15 protein-coding genes are annotated in these 15,125 nt (G+C 55.9%); 12 read left to right on the plus strand and 3 right to left on the minus strand.

The genetic code is table 11. From position 1 onward, the window contains the following. Nucleotides 1–153 precede the first annotated feature (153 nt). Nucleotides 154–1,029 (minus strand): LysR substrate-binding domain-containing protein, encoded by an 876-nt coding sequence (locus RMR24_RS12775; RefSeq protein ID WP_310615464.1) that lies wholly within the window; start codon nt 1,027–1,029, stop codon nt 154–156. A 143-nt stretch (nt 1,030–1,172) separates the two neighbouring features. On the opposite strand from RMR24_RS12775, the gene RMR24_RS12780 reads away from it, so the two are divergent. The 10 genes from RMR24_RS12780 to RMR24_RS12825 all read left to right on the plus strand — a co-directional run bounded on the left by RMR24_RS12780 (nt 1,173) and on the right by RMR24_RS12825 (nt 11,227). Beyond that, nucleotides 1,173–1,922: an SDR family NAD(P)-dependent oxidoreductase gene (locus RMR24_RS12780; RefSeq protein WP_310615465.1), complete on the plus strand. Its 750-nt coding sequence runs from the start codon at nt 1,173–1,175 to the stop codon at nt 1,920–1,922. A 45-nt stretch (nt 1,923–1,967) separates the two neighbouring features. Beyond that, entirely contained in the window at nt 1,968–2,951 is a 984-nt protein-coding gene (locus RMR24_RS12785) for a TRAP transporter substrate-binding protein (protein ID WP_310615466.1), read from the plus strand. A 50-nt stretch (nt 2,952–3,001) separates the two neighbouring features. Continuing rightward, entirely contained in the window at nt 3,002–3,502 is a 501-nt protein-coding gene (locus tag RMR24_RS12790) for a TRAP transporter small permease subunit (protein WP_310615467.1), read from the plus strand. Further along, entirely contained in the window at nt 3,499–4,758 is a 1,260-nt protein-coding gene (locus RMR24_RS12795) for a TRAP transporter large permease (protein WP_310615468.1), read from the plus strand. Before RMR24_RS12790 ends, RMR24_RS12795 begins: the two co-directional genes overlap by 4 nt. A gap of 26 nt (nt 4,759–4,784) precedes the next feature. After that, on the plus strand, nt 4,785–5,612 hold the full coding sequence (locus RMR24_RS12800; protein ID WP_310615469.1) for a transketolase: 828 nt from the start codon (nt 4,785–4,787) through the stop codon (nt 5,610–5,612). Between the two features lie 10 nt (nt 5,613–5,622). Then, nucleotides 5,623–6,627, plus strand: coding sequence for a transketolase family protein (locus tag RMR24_RS12805; RefSeq protein ID WP_310615470.1), 1,005 nt, complete (start codon nt 5,623–5,625; stop codon nt 6,625–6,627). Nucleotides 6,628–6,734: 107 nt separating this feature from the next. After that, a complete protein-coding gene (locus RMR24_RS12810; protein WP_310615471.1) occupies nt 6,735–7,799 on the plus strand; it encodes a tartrate dehydrogenase in 1,065 nt (354 codons plus the stop codon). A 25-nt stretch (nt 7,800–7,824) separates the two neighbouring features. After that, entirely contained in the window at nt 7,825–8,784 is a 960-nt protein-coding gene (locus RMR24_RS12815; RefSeq protein ID WP_310615472.1) for a tripartite tricarboxylate transporter substrate binding protein, read from the plus strand. Nucleotides 8,785–8,806: 22 nt separating this feature from the next. Further along, complete coding sequence (locus tag RMR24_RS12820; RefSeq protein WP_310615473.1) at nt 8,807–10,132, plus strand: glycerate kinase; 1,326 nt, start codon at nt 8,807–8,809, stop codon at nt 10,130–10,132. Nucleotides 10,133–10,177: 45 nt separating this feature from the next. Further along, nucleotides 10,178–11,227 (plus strand): adenosine deaminase, encoded by a 1,050-nt coding sequence (locus tag RMR24_RS12825; protein ID WP_310615474.1) that lies wholly within the window; start codon nt 10,178–10,180, stop codon nt 11,225–11,227. Here the strand turns inward: RMR24_RS12825 and RMR24_RS12830 are convergent. Then, nucleotides 11,224–12,594 carry an MmgE/PrpD family protein gene (locus RMR24_RS12830; protein ID WP_310615475.1) on the minus strand — a complete coding sequence of 457 codons (1,371 nt, stop codon included), beginning with the start codon at nt 12,592–12,594 and terminating at the stop codon, nt 11,224–11,226. The genes RMR24_RS12825 and RMR24_RS12830 overlap by 4 nt on opposite strands. A gap of 25 nt (nt 12,595–12,619) precedes the next feature. Beyond that, entirely contained in the window at nt 12,620–13,594 is a 975-nt protein-coding gene (locus tag RMR24_RS12835; protein ID WP_310615476.1) for a tripartite tricarboxylate transporter substrate binding protein, read from the minus strand. A 116-nt stretch (nt 13,595–13,710) separates the two neighbouring features. Here RMR24_RS12835 and dcd point away from each other — a divergent pair, with 116 nt between their 5' ends. Beyond that, nucleotides 13,711–14,286: a dCTP deaminase gene (gene dcd, locus RMR24_RS12840; protein ID WP_100132599.1), complete on the plus strand. Its 576-nt coding sequence runs from the start codon at nt 13,711–13,713 to the stop codon at nt 14,284–14,286. Continuing rightward, nucleotides 14,287–15,123, plus strand: coding sequence for a DUF2520 domain-containing protein (locus RMR24_RS12845; RefSeq protein ID WP_310615477.1), 837 nt, complete (start codon nt 14,287–14,289; stop codon nt 15,121–15,123). Nucleotides 15,124–15,125: the final 2 nt, after the last annotated feature.

A 15,125-nucleotide genomic window follows, 5' to 3' on the forward strand; every position in this document is an offset into this window, starting at 1 on the left:
ATTTGGTATCGTTCTTCTCGGCTGAGGTGCTTGTACATTGGGCAACTTCGACTTGGCGGTTAAAGCGGCCATGATGCTCTCGCATCCTCAGCCACCTATAACCAGTTCATCTTTGTTGCACTTCGTCCTTGAATCCGCCACCTTTTGTTTGGCTTAAGGGACCGCTTCTTTTCTGAGCCATTCAACAAAACTCTTCACTTCAGGCCGGCACGCATGTCGTGCTGGGTAAACCATGAAATGCGCTTGCACCTCAAGGCTCAGCTTGTCGCCAAAAATGGGTTGAAGCTTGCCGCTGTCAATCAAGGTTTGGCCCACGCTAGCGCTTTCCAGCGCCACGCCCAGTTTTTGCACCGCCGCATCCAAGCTCATCATCGCGCGATCAAAGCGAAGGCCCATGCGCTCGGGACGTTCGCTGGCGTAAAAGCGTGCAAACCAATCAGGCCATTGCACTAAATTAACGCTGGACTGGATGAGTGGCACACGCAACAAGTCTTCAGGTTCGTGAAGGGCGTGAGTGCGGATGAACTCCGGGCTGGCCAGGGGCATGATGCGCTCGCTGAAGATTGACTCCACTTCTAAGTTGGGCCAGTTGGGCATGCCATAGCGAATGTCGATGTCCATTTGCCCGAGTTGAAAGTCTGAATGCACATGCGAGGCCGACAACACCAGCGAGATGTTGGGGTGAAGCTCGGTAAAACGCGCAATGCGCGGCATGAGCCATAGGCTGGCAAAGCTAGGGCTGCTGTGCACATACAGCGTGTCCTGTACGCCGTGGCGCAAGTCCTCGGTGGCTGTGTTGATGGCGCCTAACGCGCTGGCTACGCGTTGCAGATATTGCTGACCAGCGGGCGTCATTTCCACACCACGGGCCGAGCGTTCAAACAAGCGCACGTGTAGCAGGCCTTCGAGCTTTGCCACTTGGTGGCTGACGGCAGAGGGCGTCAGGTGCAGCTCCTCGGCGGCAAGTGCAAAGCTTTTGCGACGGGCAATGGTTTCAAAGGCTTGCAGGGCAGCGAGTGGGGGAATCATGACGTGAAATCTGTTCAATTGTTGCGATGCAACATGAATGAAATTGAATTGTTGGTGAGTTTATATCGTTTGCGTTCAAGTGCTTGCTTGTCAAACAATCGCGCCATTCGATCAACGCAGTGCAATCAAAAAAGGAGACATGCATGCTACTTAAGGACAAAGTTGCCGTCGTGACAGGCGGTGCAGGTTTAAACGGTTTGGGCTTTGCTACCGCACGCATGATGGCAGAGCAGGGCGCTAAGGTGGTCATCCTTGATTTGGAAGTGGCCAACCCACAAGCGGCTGCCGCCAAGCTGGGTGCTGAGCATTTGGGTTTGGTAGCCAACGTGACGGACAAGGCATCTTGTGAAGCTGCTGTCGCGCAGATCAAAGCCAAGTTCGGTCGCATTGATGTGTTGGTCAACAACGCAGGCATCACACAACCTGTGAAGTTCTTGGATATCACAGGCGCAGACTACGACCGCATCTTGGATGTGAGCTTGCGCGGCACGCTCTATGCATCACAAGCTGTGTTGCCTTTGATGATTGCGCAAAACAGCGGCTCGATCGTGTGCATCTCATCTGTGTCTGCTCAACGTGGTGGTGGCATTTTGGGTGGTCCTCACTACTCAGCGGCCAAGGCGGGTGTGCTCGGCTTAGCTCGAGCGATGGCGCGTGAATATGGAGGTAACAACATTCGCGTCAATTGCGTCACGCCTGGCCTGATTGCCACGGACATCAACAAAGGCAAGATTCCAGAAGACAAGCGCCAAGCTATTTTGGACGGTATTCCACTTGGCCATATTGGCGAGCCAAACGATGTGGCAGGTTGCGTGGTTTTTCTTGCCAGCAGCTTGTCGAAGTACTGCACCGGAGTCACGTTGGACGTGAACGGTGGCATGTTGATTCACTGACCCACGGGCATAGACCCTTTCATTAAAACCATAGGAGACAAACCCATGAAAACCACTTCCCTCATTCGCCGTACCTTGCTGGCAACTGCATTGCTTGCCGTCACTGGTTTTGCATCTTCACAAACCGTCAAGCTCACCTTGGCACACGGCAACCCGCCTGATAATCCACGTCATATTGCATCTGTCAAATTTGCCGAAACAGTCAAAGCTAAAACCAATGGTCGCGTAGAAATTCAAGTCGCGCACTCAGCCCAGTTGGGTGATGACGCTGCAATGGTCACAGCCTTACGCTCAGGCACTTTGGACTTTTCTGCCAACAGCCAAGGCGCAGTTTCATCCACCGTGCCAGAGTTTGCTGCGTTGGGCATGCCTTTCTTGTTTGCAGATGTGCAAAAAGCCTGGTCCTTGATGGACGGCCCAATTGGCAAAGAGTTGGGTGACAAAGCTGCGGCCAAAGGTATGGTGTTGTTGGGCTTGTGGGATAACGGTATTCGTCAAATGTCAAACAGCAAGCGTCCGATCAAGTCGCCGGCTGACATGAAGGGTTTGAAGATGCGCACGCCACCAGATGCGGTGACTGTGGACATCATGCAATCGATGGGTGCAGATGCACAGCAAATCAAGTTCTCTGAACTCTATGTGGCTTTGCAACAAGGTGTGGTGGATGGTCAAGAAAACCCATTGACCAATATTTCATCAGCCAAGCTGTATGAAGTCCAAAAGTACATCTCGTTGTCTGGTCACAAGTACGAGTCAACCCCCTTCTTGATGAGCAAGCGCACGTGGGACCGCATGACACAAGCTGATCAAAAAGTGGTGACCGAAGCTGCCTCTGAAGCTACACAACTCCAACGCCGGTTGAACAAAGAAGTCGACGACAAGCTGGTTGCTGACCTCAAAGGCAAAGGCGTGCAGATTGACACCATCGATCGCAAAGCCTTCATGGATGCTTGCGCACCGGTTTACACCAAGTGGACAACTGGCCCGATCGGTGAGTTTGTGACCCGTGTGGTGCAAGCTGCTCGCTGATTTGTTTTTAAACCGGACCCGCTGAGTCAGCGGGTCCACAAGGTCTTGCCATGAATCCTTTTTTCAAAGCGGTGGACACGGTCATTTCTTGGTGGTGTCACCTTGTGCTGTACATCACCTTATCTGTCGTATTTTTCATCCTGAGTGTGAATGTCTGCTTGCGCTATGCCGCTGGTAGCAGCTTATCCTGGGCTTCAGAACTTCCTGAACTGATGTTTCCTTGGATGATCATGTCTGGCGTGGTCATCGCTGCACAGCATGGTTCGCACATTGCGATTGTCATGTTGACTCAAAAGCTTGGCGCTGTACGTCGATGGCTGCTCACAGGCGCATCGCTCGTGGTGGCTGGTTTATATCTTGGTTTGGCTTACTCAGCTTTGCCTGTGTTTGAAATTGCTGCAGATGAGCGCTCTCCCATCATGCAAGTCCCTGGCTCTGTGAGCGTGGGGAGTTTGCTGCTTGGCTTTGTGATGCTGGCCATCGTGACGCTATGTCGCTTGCCACAAGTGTGGCGCGGTGAAGAACATAACGAAATTGGAGCAGATGCATGACCACTCTCATCATTGGTTTATTCATTGTCGCGGCGCTTCTGTCGATTCCCATCGCACATTCGCTGGTGCTGGCGTCTGTGGCCGGCTTGCTAATTATTGATCGAGTACCTGTGCACTTGGCCGTGGAGCAGATGCTCACGCAAACGCAAAGCTTCCCGCTGATTGCGATTCCCTTTTTCATGATGACCGGCGCGCTGATGGTCAGCGGCAAGTTAGGTCAAAGTTTGGTTAGCTTGCTGACAATGATGATCGGTCGCGTACACGGCGGTCCTGCACAAGTGGGCGTGTTGTCGTCCACCATCTTTGGTGGTGTGTCAGGCTCAGCTGTTGCAGATGCATCTGCTATTGGTTCTATGTTAATTCCTTGGCTTAAAAAGCTGGGTTATCCCGCACCCTTTGCGGCAGGTACCTTGGCTGCTGCCGCCACGATTGACATCTTGATTCCACCTTCCATTCCCATGATCGTGTATGCGCTTGTGTCTGGCGCGTCGATTGGTGCTTTGTTTGTTGCCGGCATCTTGCCAGGTCTCTTGATGTGCGGCGGCTTTATGCTCGTTTGCTATGTCCAGGGGCGTCGTCGCAACTTCCCGCGTGACACCACACCGTTCGAGTGGGGTGCCTTCATGCATCAGCTCTTGCATGCAGGCCCAGCGTTGGCCATGCCTGTACTGATCATCATCTTCTTGCGCTTTGGCATTGCGACGCCTACCGAGGTGAGTGTGATGTCCACGCTTTATGCATTGGTGGTGTCGGGTTTGGTGTATCGCGACTTGAACCTCCATAAGCTCAAGTCGGCGGCTGTCGAAGCAGGCGTCTCAACTGGGGTGGTACTGCTGATAATCATGGCGTCGAGCGTGGTAGGTTGGATCGTCACTTACGAGCAGTTGCCAGCCGCTTTCACGCTGTACGCCAAAGAAACTTTGCAAGAGCCTTGGCTCATCATCTTGGCGATGAACCTGATCATGTTGGCCACGGGCATGTTCATTGATTTGCCAGCCGCCGTTTTGTTACTCACGCCCATGTTTGTGCCATTGGCTTCTGCGGTGGGCATGGACACGATTCAACTCGGCATCATGATGATTGTGAACTTGTCGATTGGTTTGTATCACCCGCCGATTGGCACCACGCTGTTCATCACCAGCACCATCGCCAAAGTGCGCATAGGTGATGTGGTGGTGGAACTGATTCCTTTTTATGCCGTGGCCATCACGCTGCTGCTTGGTTTTGCCTACTTACCTTGGCTGACCCTGCGCTGATTTGACTTCCATAACTGATACACACTATGAGTACCCTTCAAGAAATTGCCAGCTGCGCTTATCGCATTCGTCGCTATGCCTTGCGTATGGGCGAAGTGCAAGGCCAAGGCTATGTGGGCCAAGCCTTGGGCTATGCAGACGTGCTGGCGGTGGCTTATGGCCATGCGATGAGCTTTCGTCCTAATGAGCCTGAGTGGGAAGGGCGTGACCGATTTCTTCTGTCGCATGGCCACTACGCGATTGCAGCGTATGCAGCCATGATCGAGGCCGGCATCATTCCAGAGTCTGAGCTTGAAACCTATGGCAGCGACGACAGCCGCTTGCCCATGTCAGGCATGGCAACGTACACACCCGGCATGGAAATGTCGGGCGGCTCGCTCGGTCAAGGTTTGCCCATTGCAGTTGGTATGGCGCTGGGTTTGCGCCACCAAGGCAACTCTGCTTTTGTTTACAACTCTATGTCGGATGGTGAACTCGACGAAGGTTCTACTTGGGAGGCCGCCATGTCTGCGGCGCACCACGGCTTAGGTAATTTGATTTGCATGGTGGACATCAATAACCAACAAGCCGATGGCCCTTCGACTAAGGTCATGGGCTTTGAACCTTTGGCTGATAAGTGGGCATCGTTCGGCTGGCATGTGCAGCGCGTCGATGGCAATCACTTGCCCGCCGTACTGCATGCGTTCGATACCGCACGTGCTTTGCTCGATGCCAAGCCGCGTGTGATTTTGTGTGACACCTTGATGGGTAAAGGCGTGCCATTCTTAGAGACACGTGAGAAAAACCACTTCATTCGCGTTGACCCACCTGAGTGGCAACAAGCTTTGGAAGTGCTGGACGCCAACCGTCCTTAAAGGAATAGACATGAACGCTATAACTGAAAAAAAACCTCGGCTGACCACCTCAGCCATGATCGCTTCTATCGCGAGCGAAGGCCAACGCGTAAAAGCAGCGCCCTTTGGCAAAGCCTTGGTCGAATATGCCGCAAGCCATCCCGAAGTGGTGGGCATGACCGCCGACCTCGCCAAGTACACCGACTTGCATTTGTTTGCGCAGGCCTATCCCGAGCGTTTCTTTCAAATGGGCATGGCCGAGCAGTTGCTCATGGGTGCTGCAGGTGGCATGGCTAAAACAGGTTTGGTGCCATTCGCCACAACTTATGCCGTGTTTGGCACACGCCGTGCCTATGATTTCATCCATCAAGTGATTGCCGAAGAAAACTTGAACGTGAAGATTTGCTGCGCCTTGCCGGGCCTCACTACTGGCTATGGCCCGAGCCACCAAGCTACCGAAGACTTGGCCATGATGCGCGCCATTCCCGGCCTGACTGTGGTGGACCCTTGTGATGCGCTGGACATCGAGCAGGCTGTTCCACAAATCGCAGCGCATCAAGGCCCCGTTTACATGCGTCTGTTGCGTGGCAACGTGCCGTTGGTGCTAGACGAATACAACTACAAGTTTGAGTTGGGTAAAGCCAAATTGCTGCGCGACGGAGCCGATGTGCTGGTGATTTCTAGCGGCTTCATGACCATGCGCACACTTGAAGTAGCTAAGCAACTCGAAGCCGACAATATCAACGTAGCAGTGTTGCATTGCCCGACCATCAAACCGCTCGACGAAGCCACACTGTTAGCCGAAGTGCGCAAGCCTGGGCGTTTGGTTGTCGTGGCCGAGAACCACTCGGTGATTGGCGGCTTGGGTGAAGCAGTGGCTGGCTTGTTGTTGCGCGAAGGTGCTGCACCTTCCAAGTTCCGCATGTTGGGTTTGCCCGATGAATTTTTAGACGCAGGCGCATTGCCCACTCTGCATGATCGATATGGAATTTCTGCTGAAAAAGTGTCAGCTTCACTGAAAGCTTGGCTGACTTGAATGATCCTCTTACGAGACGCTAGGCCACTGTCGCCACTTTAACTCGGTGGGCTTGCGTCTTCGCTTTAAACGCTTAAAGTGGCTCAGAACTTTTTGAAAGAGAGCCCATGAAGACCTACAACATCGCGTGCATCCCCGGAGACGGCATTGGCAAAGAGGTAGTGCCTGCTGGCCAGCAAGTGCTGCAAGCATTGGCGTCAGCAAGCCATGAATTCAAATTCGAGTTCACCAGCTTTGGCTGGGGCGGGGACTGGTACCGCGCCCACGGCGAGATGATGCCCAAGGATGGGCTTGACGCCCTGCGTCATATGGATGCCATTTTGTTTGGCTCAGCAGGCGATCCATACATTCCAGACCACATCACCCTGTGGGGCTTGCGTCTGAAAATTTGCCAAGGCTTTGACCAATATGCCAACGTGCGTCCCACGCGCATCTTGCCCGGCATTGACGCACCACTGAAGCGCTGCGCACCCAAAGACCTTGATTGGGTCATCGTGCGCGAAAACTCAGAGGGCGAATACTCAGGCGTGGGTGGCCGTGCCCACCAAGGTCACCCGATTGAAGTGGCCACCGATGTGTCGATGATGACCCGTGCGGGTGTGGAGCGCATCATGCGCTACGCCTTCAAGCTGGCGCAATCACGCCCGCGCAAGCTGTTGACCGTGGTCACCAAATCCAACGCGCAGCGCCATGCGATGGTGATGTGGGATGAGATTGCGGTGGAGATCAGCAAAGAGTTCCCCGATGTGACGTGGGACAAAGAACTGGTCGATGCTGCCACGGCTCGCATGGTCAACCGGCCCGCCACGCTAGACACCATCGTGGCTACCAATTTGCACGCCGACATTTTGAGCGACTTGGCCGCCGCACTGGCGGGCAGCTTGGGCATTGCGCCCACCGGCAACATCGACCCCGAGCGCCGCTACCCCAGCATGTTCGAGCCCATCCATGGTTCGGCCTTCGACATCATGGGCAAGGGGTTGGCAAACCCTGTAGGAACTTTTTGGAGTTGTGTCATGCTTCTGGAGCATTTAGGCGAGCATGCCGCTGCGCACAAACTGATGCATGCCATCGAGCAAGTCACAGCCAACCCCGCGTTGCACACGGGCGACTTGGGTGGCAAAGCCACCACCGCGCAAGTGACGCAAGCGGTCTGCGCCTTGATGGCTTAAATAATTCAAAACAGGAGACAAACCCATGCGTTTCAAATCATTTGTGCAAGTCTTGGCAGCTGCTTCAGCATTGTTCACAGCTGCCGCTTTTGCTCAGCCTTGCCCAGATAAAAATGTGCAGTATTGGCAGGCCTTTCCGCCTGGCGGTGAGTCCGATTTGTCGGCGCGTCACCAACAAATGGTGCTGAAGAAAAAATGTGCGGCCATTGAAACCGTGGTGCAGTACAAGGCCGGTGCCGGCGGTGCGCTGATGTGGACGCAGATGAACACCTTGCCTGCCGACGGCGTCAACGTGGTGGGCATCAACTTACCGCACATTGTGTTTCAGCCCATTGAAGGTCAGGTGCAATACAAGACGGCTGACGTCACACCCGTGTATTGGTTCCACTACACACCCGACATCTTGGTGGTGCCCGTGGCCAGTCCCATCAAGACCTTTGCAGAATTCTTGACAGCGGCGAAGAAAGAGCCAGGCAAGATGTCGCTGGGTGGCTCGGGTTTGAATTCAGCCAACCACGCAGCACACGAGCGCCTGAATGCGGCCTTTAATGTGAAGACGATCTACATCCCCTTCAAAGGCACAGGCGACATGACCACCGCCGTGTTGGGCAGCCAAGTGGACGGTGCCATTACTTACGTGCCATTTGCGATTACCAACAAAGCGCGTGTGCGTCCCTTGGCTGTGGCGATGGAGCAGCGCCATCCGCTGATGCCCGAAGTGCCTACTTTCAAAGAGTTGGGTGTGAACTGGGTGGACGGCGCATATCGTGGCATTGGCGTGCCAAAATCTGCCACGCCCGAACAGAAGAAGCGTTTGTCTGATCTGTGGGCCAACCTCAACAACGACCCTGAAATGAAAGAACTCGCAGCAAAGAACGGCTTTGAGCTGGTCAATGTGGGTGTGGAGCAAATGGATGCTTTCATGAAAGAGCGCACCCAGCTTTACACCGAAGGTGCTGCGCGATTAGGGCTAGGAAAAAAGTGAGTGAACTCTGTCTAATTCGTCTTTGATCAATTTTCAAAACCCTGAGGCTGTGACTGCGCAGCCTCAGGTTTTTTTACGCCAGCTTTACGACGCAGCGGTGCTGCGGGCCTTGCCCCTGCACAACACCGCCGCCTACTTGCCAACCCCGCCCAAAGGTCGCACCGTGGTGCTGGGCGCAGGCAAAGCGGGTGGTGCCATGGCGCAAGCAGTCGAGGCGCTGTGGCCGGCGGACAAACCTTTGTCTGGACTCGTGGTCACACGCTACGACCACACGCCACCGCGTCCTGCGGGTGTGCCAGAGCGCATTGAGGTGGTCGAGGCATCGCACCCTGTGCCTGACGCAGCGGGCCTCGCCGCTGCCGAGCGCATCTTGCAACTGACCCAAGGGCTGACCGCTGACGACTTGGTGTTATTTTTGATTTCAGGCGGTGGCTCGGCCTTGCTCACCCTGCCTGCTGACGGCTTGACGCTGGAATATAAGCAGCGCATCAACAAAGATTTGCTCAACAGTGGCGCCGGCATTGGCGAGATGAACTGTGTGCGCAAGCACCTGTCGCGCATCAAAGGTGGTCGCTTGGCTGCTGCGTGTGCGCCCGCGCAGGTAGTGACGCTCACCATCAGCGATGTGCCGGGCGACGACCCCTCGGTCATTGCCAGCGGTCCCACCGTGCCCGATGTGACGACCTGTGCTGACGCATGGGCCATCTTGCAACGCTACAAAATAGAAGTGCCCACAGCCATTGAAGCCGCGCTGAAAGCGGGCGCGTTAGAAACGCCCAAACCCAGCCCCGAGTGGGACAAGCAGTCTGTGCACCTCATAGCCACACCTCAACAGTCGCTAGACGCAGCCGCCGAACTGGCGCGTGCTGCTGGCCTGAACGCCTACGTGTTGAGCGACGAGCTAGAAGGCGAGTCGCGAGAAGTGGGCAAAGTACACGCCGCGTTAGCGAGAGCCGCAGCGCATGGCAAAGGGCCGTTTCAAAAGCCTTGCGTCATTTTGAGTGGTGGTGAAACCACGGTGACGATACGCAAGCAAGCGCCGGGCACACCGAAAGGCCGAGGCGGTAGAGCAGGGGAGTTTTGCTTGGGCCTCGCCTTGGCCTTGCAAGCGCAGGCGGGCGTGTGGGCCATCGCAGCCGACACCGATGGCATTGACGGCATTGAAGACAACGCAGGTGCACGTGTGTCACCCGACACTTTGGCTCGTGCCGAAGTTGTAGGCGTCAAAGCCACCGACTGCTTAGACCGAAACGATGCCTACGGTTTTTTCGATGCCGTGGGCGACTTGGTGGTGACAGGCCCCACGCACACCAATGTGAACGACTTTCGCGCCATGCTGGTGCTTTGAGTTGTAAATCATTCAAGCTAGCATGAAGCCTGCTAGGAGATAGTCATGTTCAAAGTTCACGCCGTTGCCCCCCACCGTTTGCCACAGCTCTTGCGCGAAATGCCCAAGGCTGAGTTGCACATTCACATCGAGGGCTCTTTGGAGCCTGAGCTCATCTTTGCGCTGGCTCAGCGTAATGGTGTCAAGCTGCCTTATGCGAATGTCGAAGCGCTGCGTGCGGCTTATGCCTTTACCAACCTGCAAAGCTTCCTCGATATTTACTACGCGGGTGCGAGCGTGTTGCTGCAAGAACAAGATTTTTACGACATGGCGTGGGCCTATTTACAACGCGCCAAAGCCGACAACGTGGTGCACACGGAAATGTTCTTTGACCCACAGACCCACACCGAGCGTGGCGTGCCTATGGCCACGGTCATCAACGGCTTACATCGCGCGTGTGTGGATGCGCAAGAGCAGCTAGGCGTGAGCGCACAGCTCATCTTGTGCTTCTTGCGCCACCTGAGCGAGGAGGCTGCGCTACAAACCTTCAATGATGCGCTGCCGTTCAAAGATAAATTCATCGGCGTGGGTTTGGACTCCAGCGAAGTGGGCCATCCGCCTGAGAAATTCAAAAACGTATTTGCCTTGGCGCACGCGCATGGCCTGCACCTCGTGGCCCATGCGGGCGAGGAGGGGCCACCTGCTTATATGTGGAGCGCCTTGGATGTGTTGCACGTCGAGCGCATCGACCACGGCGTGCAAGCCGTGCACGACGCAGCACTCATGGCGCGCTTGGCCAAAGACCGCACGCCACTCACTGTGTGCCCGTTGTCCAATCAAAAGCTCTGCGTGTTTCCCGATTTGAAGAACCACAACATTGGCCAGCTGCTAGATGCTGGCCTGTGCGTGACCATCAACTCGGACGACCCTGCCTACTTTGGGGGCTACATGAACGAGAACTTCTTGCAAACCTTTGAGGCGACGGGGCTCAACGCACAGCAAGCTTATGTGCTGGCCAGCAACAGTTTTGAAGCCAGCTTTGCCACGGAGCAGCAAAAGAACCAATGGCTGCATGCGTTGAAGCAAACTTTCCAAAGGTTCTCTGAGCAAGATTAAGGCTTGAGCAGCGCCAACAAATCTTTCAAGTTGGCAGCCTTGCTGAGGTTCCAGCAAGCCTTGATGATTTGATTGCTGCGCTCAGCGCCCAAGATGGGGTCAGCCAAATCGTGGAACTTGCGCTCCAACATGGCGTCGGTCATGGGGCGTTGCAATGAGCCAATGGCATGTTCCACATGCACGTCTACTTTGCGGCCGTCTTTCAAGTGGGCGGTCACGTACACGCTTTCTTCGCGCACCGATGCATCCACCACAGCGTTGACCTTGTCACGCAAGGCCACCACATCGTCACGGCGCACGATGTGGTCAGAAAACTCTTCTTCGCCGGCACGGCCAAAGATCAAGCCCACCGCACAGCCGTGGTACACACTGAACTTGCCTTGCAAGCCGTCTTGCGGCGTCTTCTTGCCTGTGAGTTCCAGCACCAGCGGGTGCACGCGTAAGTCAATGCGGGTCACGTCTTCGGCTTTCACACCTTGCTCGCGCAACTGGGCGCAGGCGTCGATGCTGGGGTGAATCACGATGCCGCAAGCAAACGGCTTGTAGGCGTTGAAGCTGATCTCAAAGCGTTGGCCCAATTCGTCTTGCGCTTCGCGCCAGTCGAACTTGGTCGACACCACTTGGGCCCAACCGCGCGGTGCTTCGAGTGAGCGTGCGCTAGAGGTGAATCCGTGTTGGGCCATGAGTGCGGCCATCATGCCGGCGCGTGCTGCTGCACCTGGATGGAAAGGCTTGGTCATGGTGCCAAACTGTTCGCGCAAGCCAATGGGCTGCGAAGCGGCAATACCCAAGGCCATGGTGGTTTGCTGTTCGTTCAAGCCCAGCAAACGTGCGCAAGCCGCGGCCGCGCCCAGGGTGCCGGTAGAGCCAGTGATGTGCCAGCCACGGTCGTAGTGTTCGGGGTAAACCAAGTTGCCCATGCGGCAAGCCACGTCAATGCCCAACACGATGGCGTCAATCACCTGGCGGCCCGAGCTACTTTGGTGCTCGGCCAAGGCCATCACCGCAGAAGCTACTGGGCCTGCTGGGTGGATGATGGTTTTGAGGTGGGTGTCGTCGTAGTCAAACGTGTGTGACGAGATGCCGTTGATGAGCGCTGCGTTGGCCATGTCCACGCGCTCAGTGCGGCCAGCCAAGGTCGCTTGAGGTGCAGGAGCCAACATTTGCACAGCGGCCAAGGCGGCATCGACTGCCTCGTGGTTCGCCGCGCCAATGGCACAACCCAACCAGTTCAAAAAGGTGCGATGTGCTTCGTGTTCGACGGCATCACTCCAGCCTTGCGCAGGGTGTTGCGATACAAAGTGGGCGAGTTGGGCGGTGATAGCCGGGGCGTTTTGGTCTGCCGCAACGGCGATGTTGACTGTCATGTGATTTCCGTTTCAGTTTTAAAAATTAAGTGTTGTCTAAGTTGATGTTTCGATCGTGGGCGAGCTTGGTCCAGCGCGCCAAATCTTTTTTCATGTAGTCACCGAATTGTGCCGGTGTCATGGGGGTCAGTTCCACGGCTTCAGCGCTGAGCTTTTCGCGCAAGTCGGGCATGGCCAGTACTTGTGCCATGGCGTTGTTCAGCTGTGTTACCACGGCGATAGGCATGCCAGCGGGGCCGACCACGCCGTACCACTGCTGCGCATCAAAGCCTTTGAGGCCAGATTCTTCCATGGTGGGCACATCTTTAAGAGCCGAATGACGTTGTGTACCCGTGACCGCGATGGCGCGTAAGCGGCCATTGCGAATGTGTGGCAACGCAGCGGCTAAGCCAGGAAACATGGCTTGGGTTTGCCCCGCAATCAAATCGGTGGTGGCTGGGGCAATGCCGCGGTAGGGAATGTGCACCATGAAGGTGTTGGTTTGTGCTTTGAACAACTCAGCGGTCAAGTGCGTGAGCGAGCCCGCGCCCGCAGAGCCATAAGACACTTTGCCCATGTTTTTGCGCAGGTAGTCGATGAATGATTTCACGTCCGTCACGGGGAGTGCGGCATTGACCACCAGCACATTGGGCGTGCTGCCAATCATGCCAATGGGTGTGAAGTCTTTGATCGGGTCGTAGGCCAATTTGCGTGTGGCAGGTGCTGTGGCGTGCGTGGCGACGTAGCCTTGCATGAGGGTGTAGCCATCGGAGGCAGCGCGAGCCGTGGCCTGTGCGGCAATCACGCCACCGCCACCACTTTGGTTGTCGACCACCACGGTTTGGTTGAGCACTTTTCCAAAGCGTTCGCAAAAGGTGCGACCAATCATGTCAGAGCCGCCGCCCGCAGCGACGGGCACGATGTAGCGAATGGGTTTGTTGGGAAATGGCGCTTGTGCTTGCGCGGATTCTGATAAACCGAAAAGCAAAGGCGTTGCTTGTAAGAGGGTGCGGCGTTTCATCGTGTTCCCTAAATGGATCAAAAATCATCGTATGCGATAGTTCAAGACACGGATACCGCCCAAAGTCCGCGAGGTGACACGTGTCTAAAATACAAATCCTATTCAAAGGTTGAACGATGAGCATCAAGAGCGACAAATGGATCCGCCGCATGGCCCAAGAGCACGGCATGATCGAACCCTTCGAGCCAGGCCAAATCCGCCAAAACGCAGCGGGCGAAAAAATCGTCAGCTACGGCACCAGCAGCTACGGCTATGACATCCGTTGCGCGCCCGAGTTCAAGGTGTTCACCAACATCTACAGCACCGTGGTGGACCCGAAAAACTTTGATCCCAAAAGCTTTGTGGACATCGAGTCAGACGTGTGCATCATCCCGCCCAACAGCTTTGCGCTGGCCCGCACCATGGAGTACTTCCGCATTCCACGCAATGTGCTGACCGTGTGTTTGGGCAAGAGCACGTATGCGCGCTGCGGCATCATCGTCAACGTCACGCCGTTTGAGCCCGAGTGGGAAGGCTACGTGACTTTGGAGTTCTCCAACACCACACCGTTGCCTGCCAAGATTTACGCAGGCGAGGGCTGTGCGCAAGTGTTGTTCTTCGAGAGCGACAAAGACGATGTGTGCGAAACCAGCTACAAAGACCGTGGCGGCAAGTACCAAGGCCAAGTGGGCGTCACGCTGCCCAAGACTTAATTGCTGAAGACACTCAACGTCATCGGTTGCGGCCGCGTGGGTCAAACCCTCGCGGCCTTGTTACATCAGCACACGCAAGTGCTGATGCAAGATCTGTATTCGCGCAGCTTCACCAGCGCCGAGCAAGCGGCGCAGTTTGTGGGAGCGGGCAATCCCATGGTTGAGTTGGCCCAAATGCGCACTGCCAACGTGTGGCTGCTTAGCGTGCCCGATGCCCAAGTGGCTGCTGCCGCGCAGGCCTTGGCCGAGGCGCAAGGTGCGAAGCTGGCAGGCGCCATCGTTTTTCACAACAGTGGCTTTTCAAGCGCCGCCGAGCTGCAGCCCTTGCAAGCCTTGGGCTGTCATGTGGCCAGCGCACACCCCGTGCTCAATTTCGCCAGTCCTGAGACAGGCGTGCGCCAGTTTGCTGGCACGCCTTGCGGCCTAGAGGGTGAGGCCCCTGCGTTGGCTTGGCTGCACACTGCGCTCACCGCCATTGGCGGCCGTTGCTTCGAGATTGCCAGTGCTGACAAGCCGCTGTACCACGCAGCCGCGGTGTTCAGCAGTAACTTCACGGTGGTGTTGCAAGGCATTGCCCAAGACGCATGGCGCAGCGCAGGCGTGCCACCCGAGTTGATGCGCCCGCTGACCGAGGCGCTACTCAAAAGCACGGTCGACAACGTGCTGGCCATGGGCCCCGCGCAAGCGTTGACGGGCCCTGCAGCCCGTGGCGATACAGCGGTGGTGCAGGCTCAGGGCGAGGTGGTGAAGCGCTGGAGCCCAACAGCGGGCGAGCTGTACACAACCCTCAGCGCGCTGGCTGCACAGCTCAAAAAAGACGGCAAAACACGGGTTTGAGG

This window comes from Limnohabitans sp. (genome assembly GCF_031539105.1).
Classification (GTDB): domain Bacteria; phylum Pseudomonadota; class Gammaproteobacteria; order Burkholderiales; family Burkholderiaceae_C; genus Limnohabitans.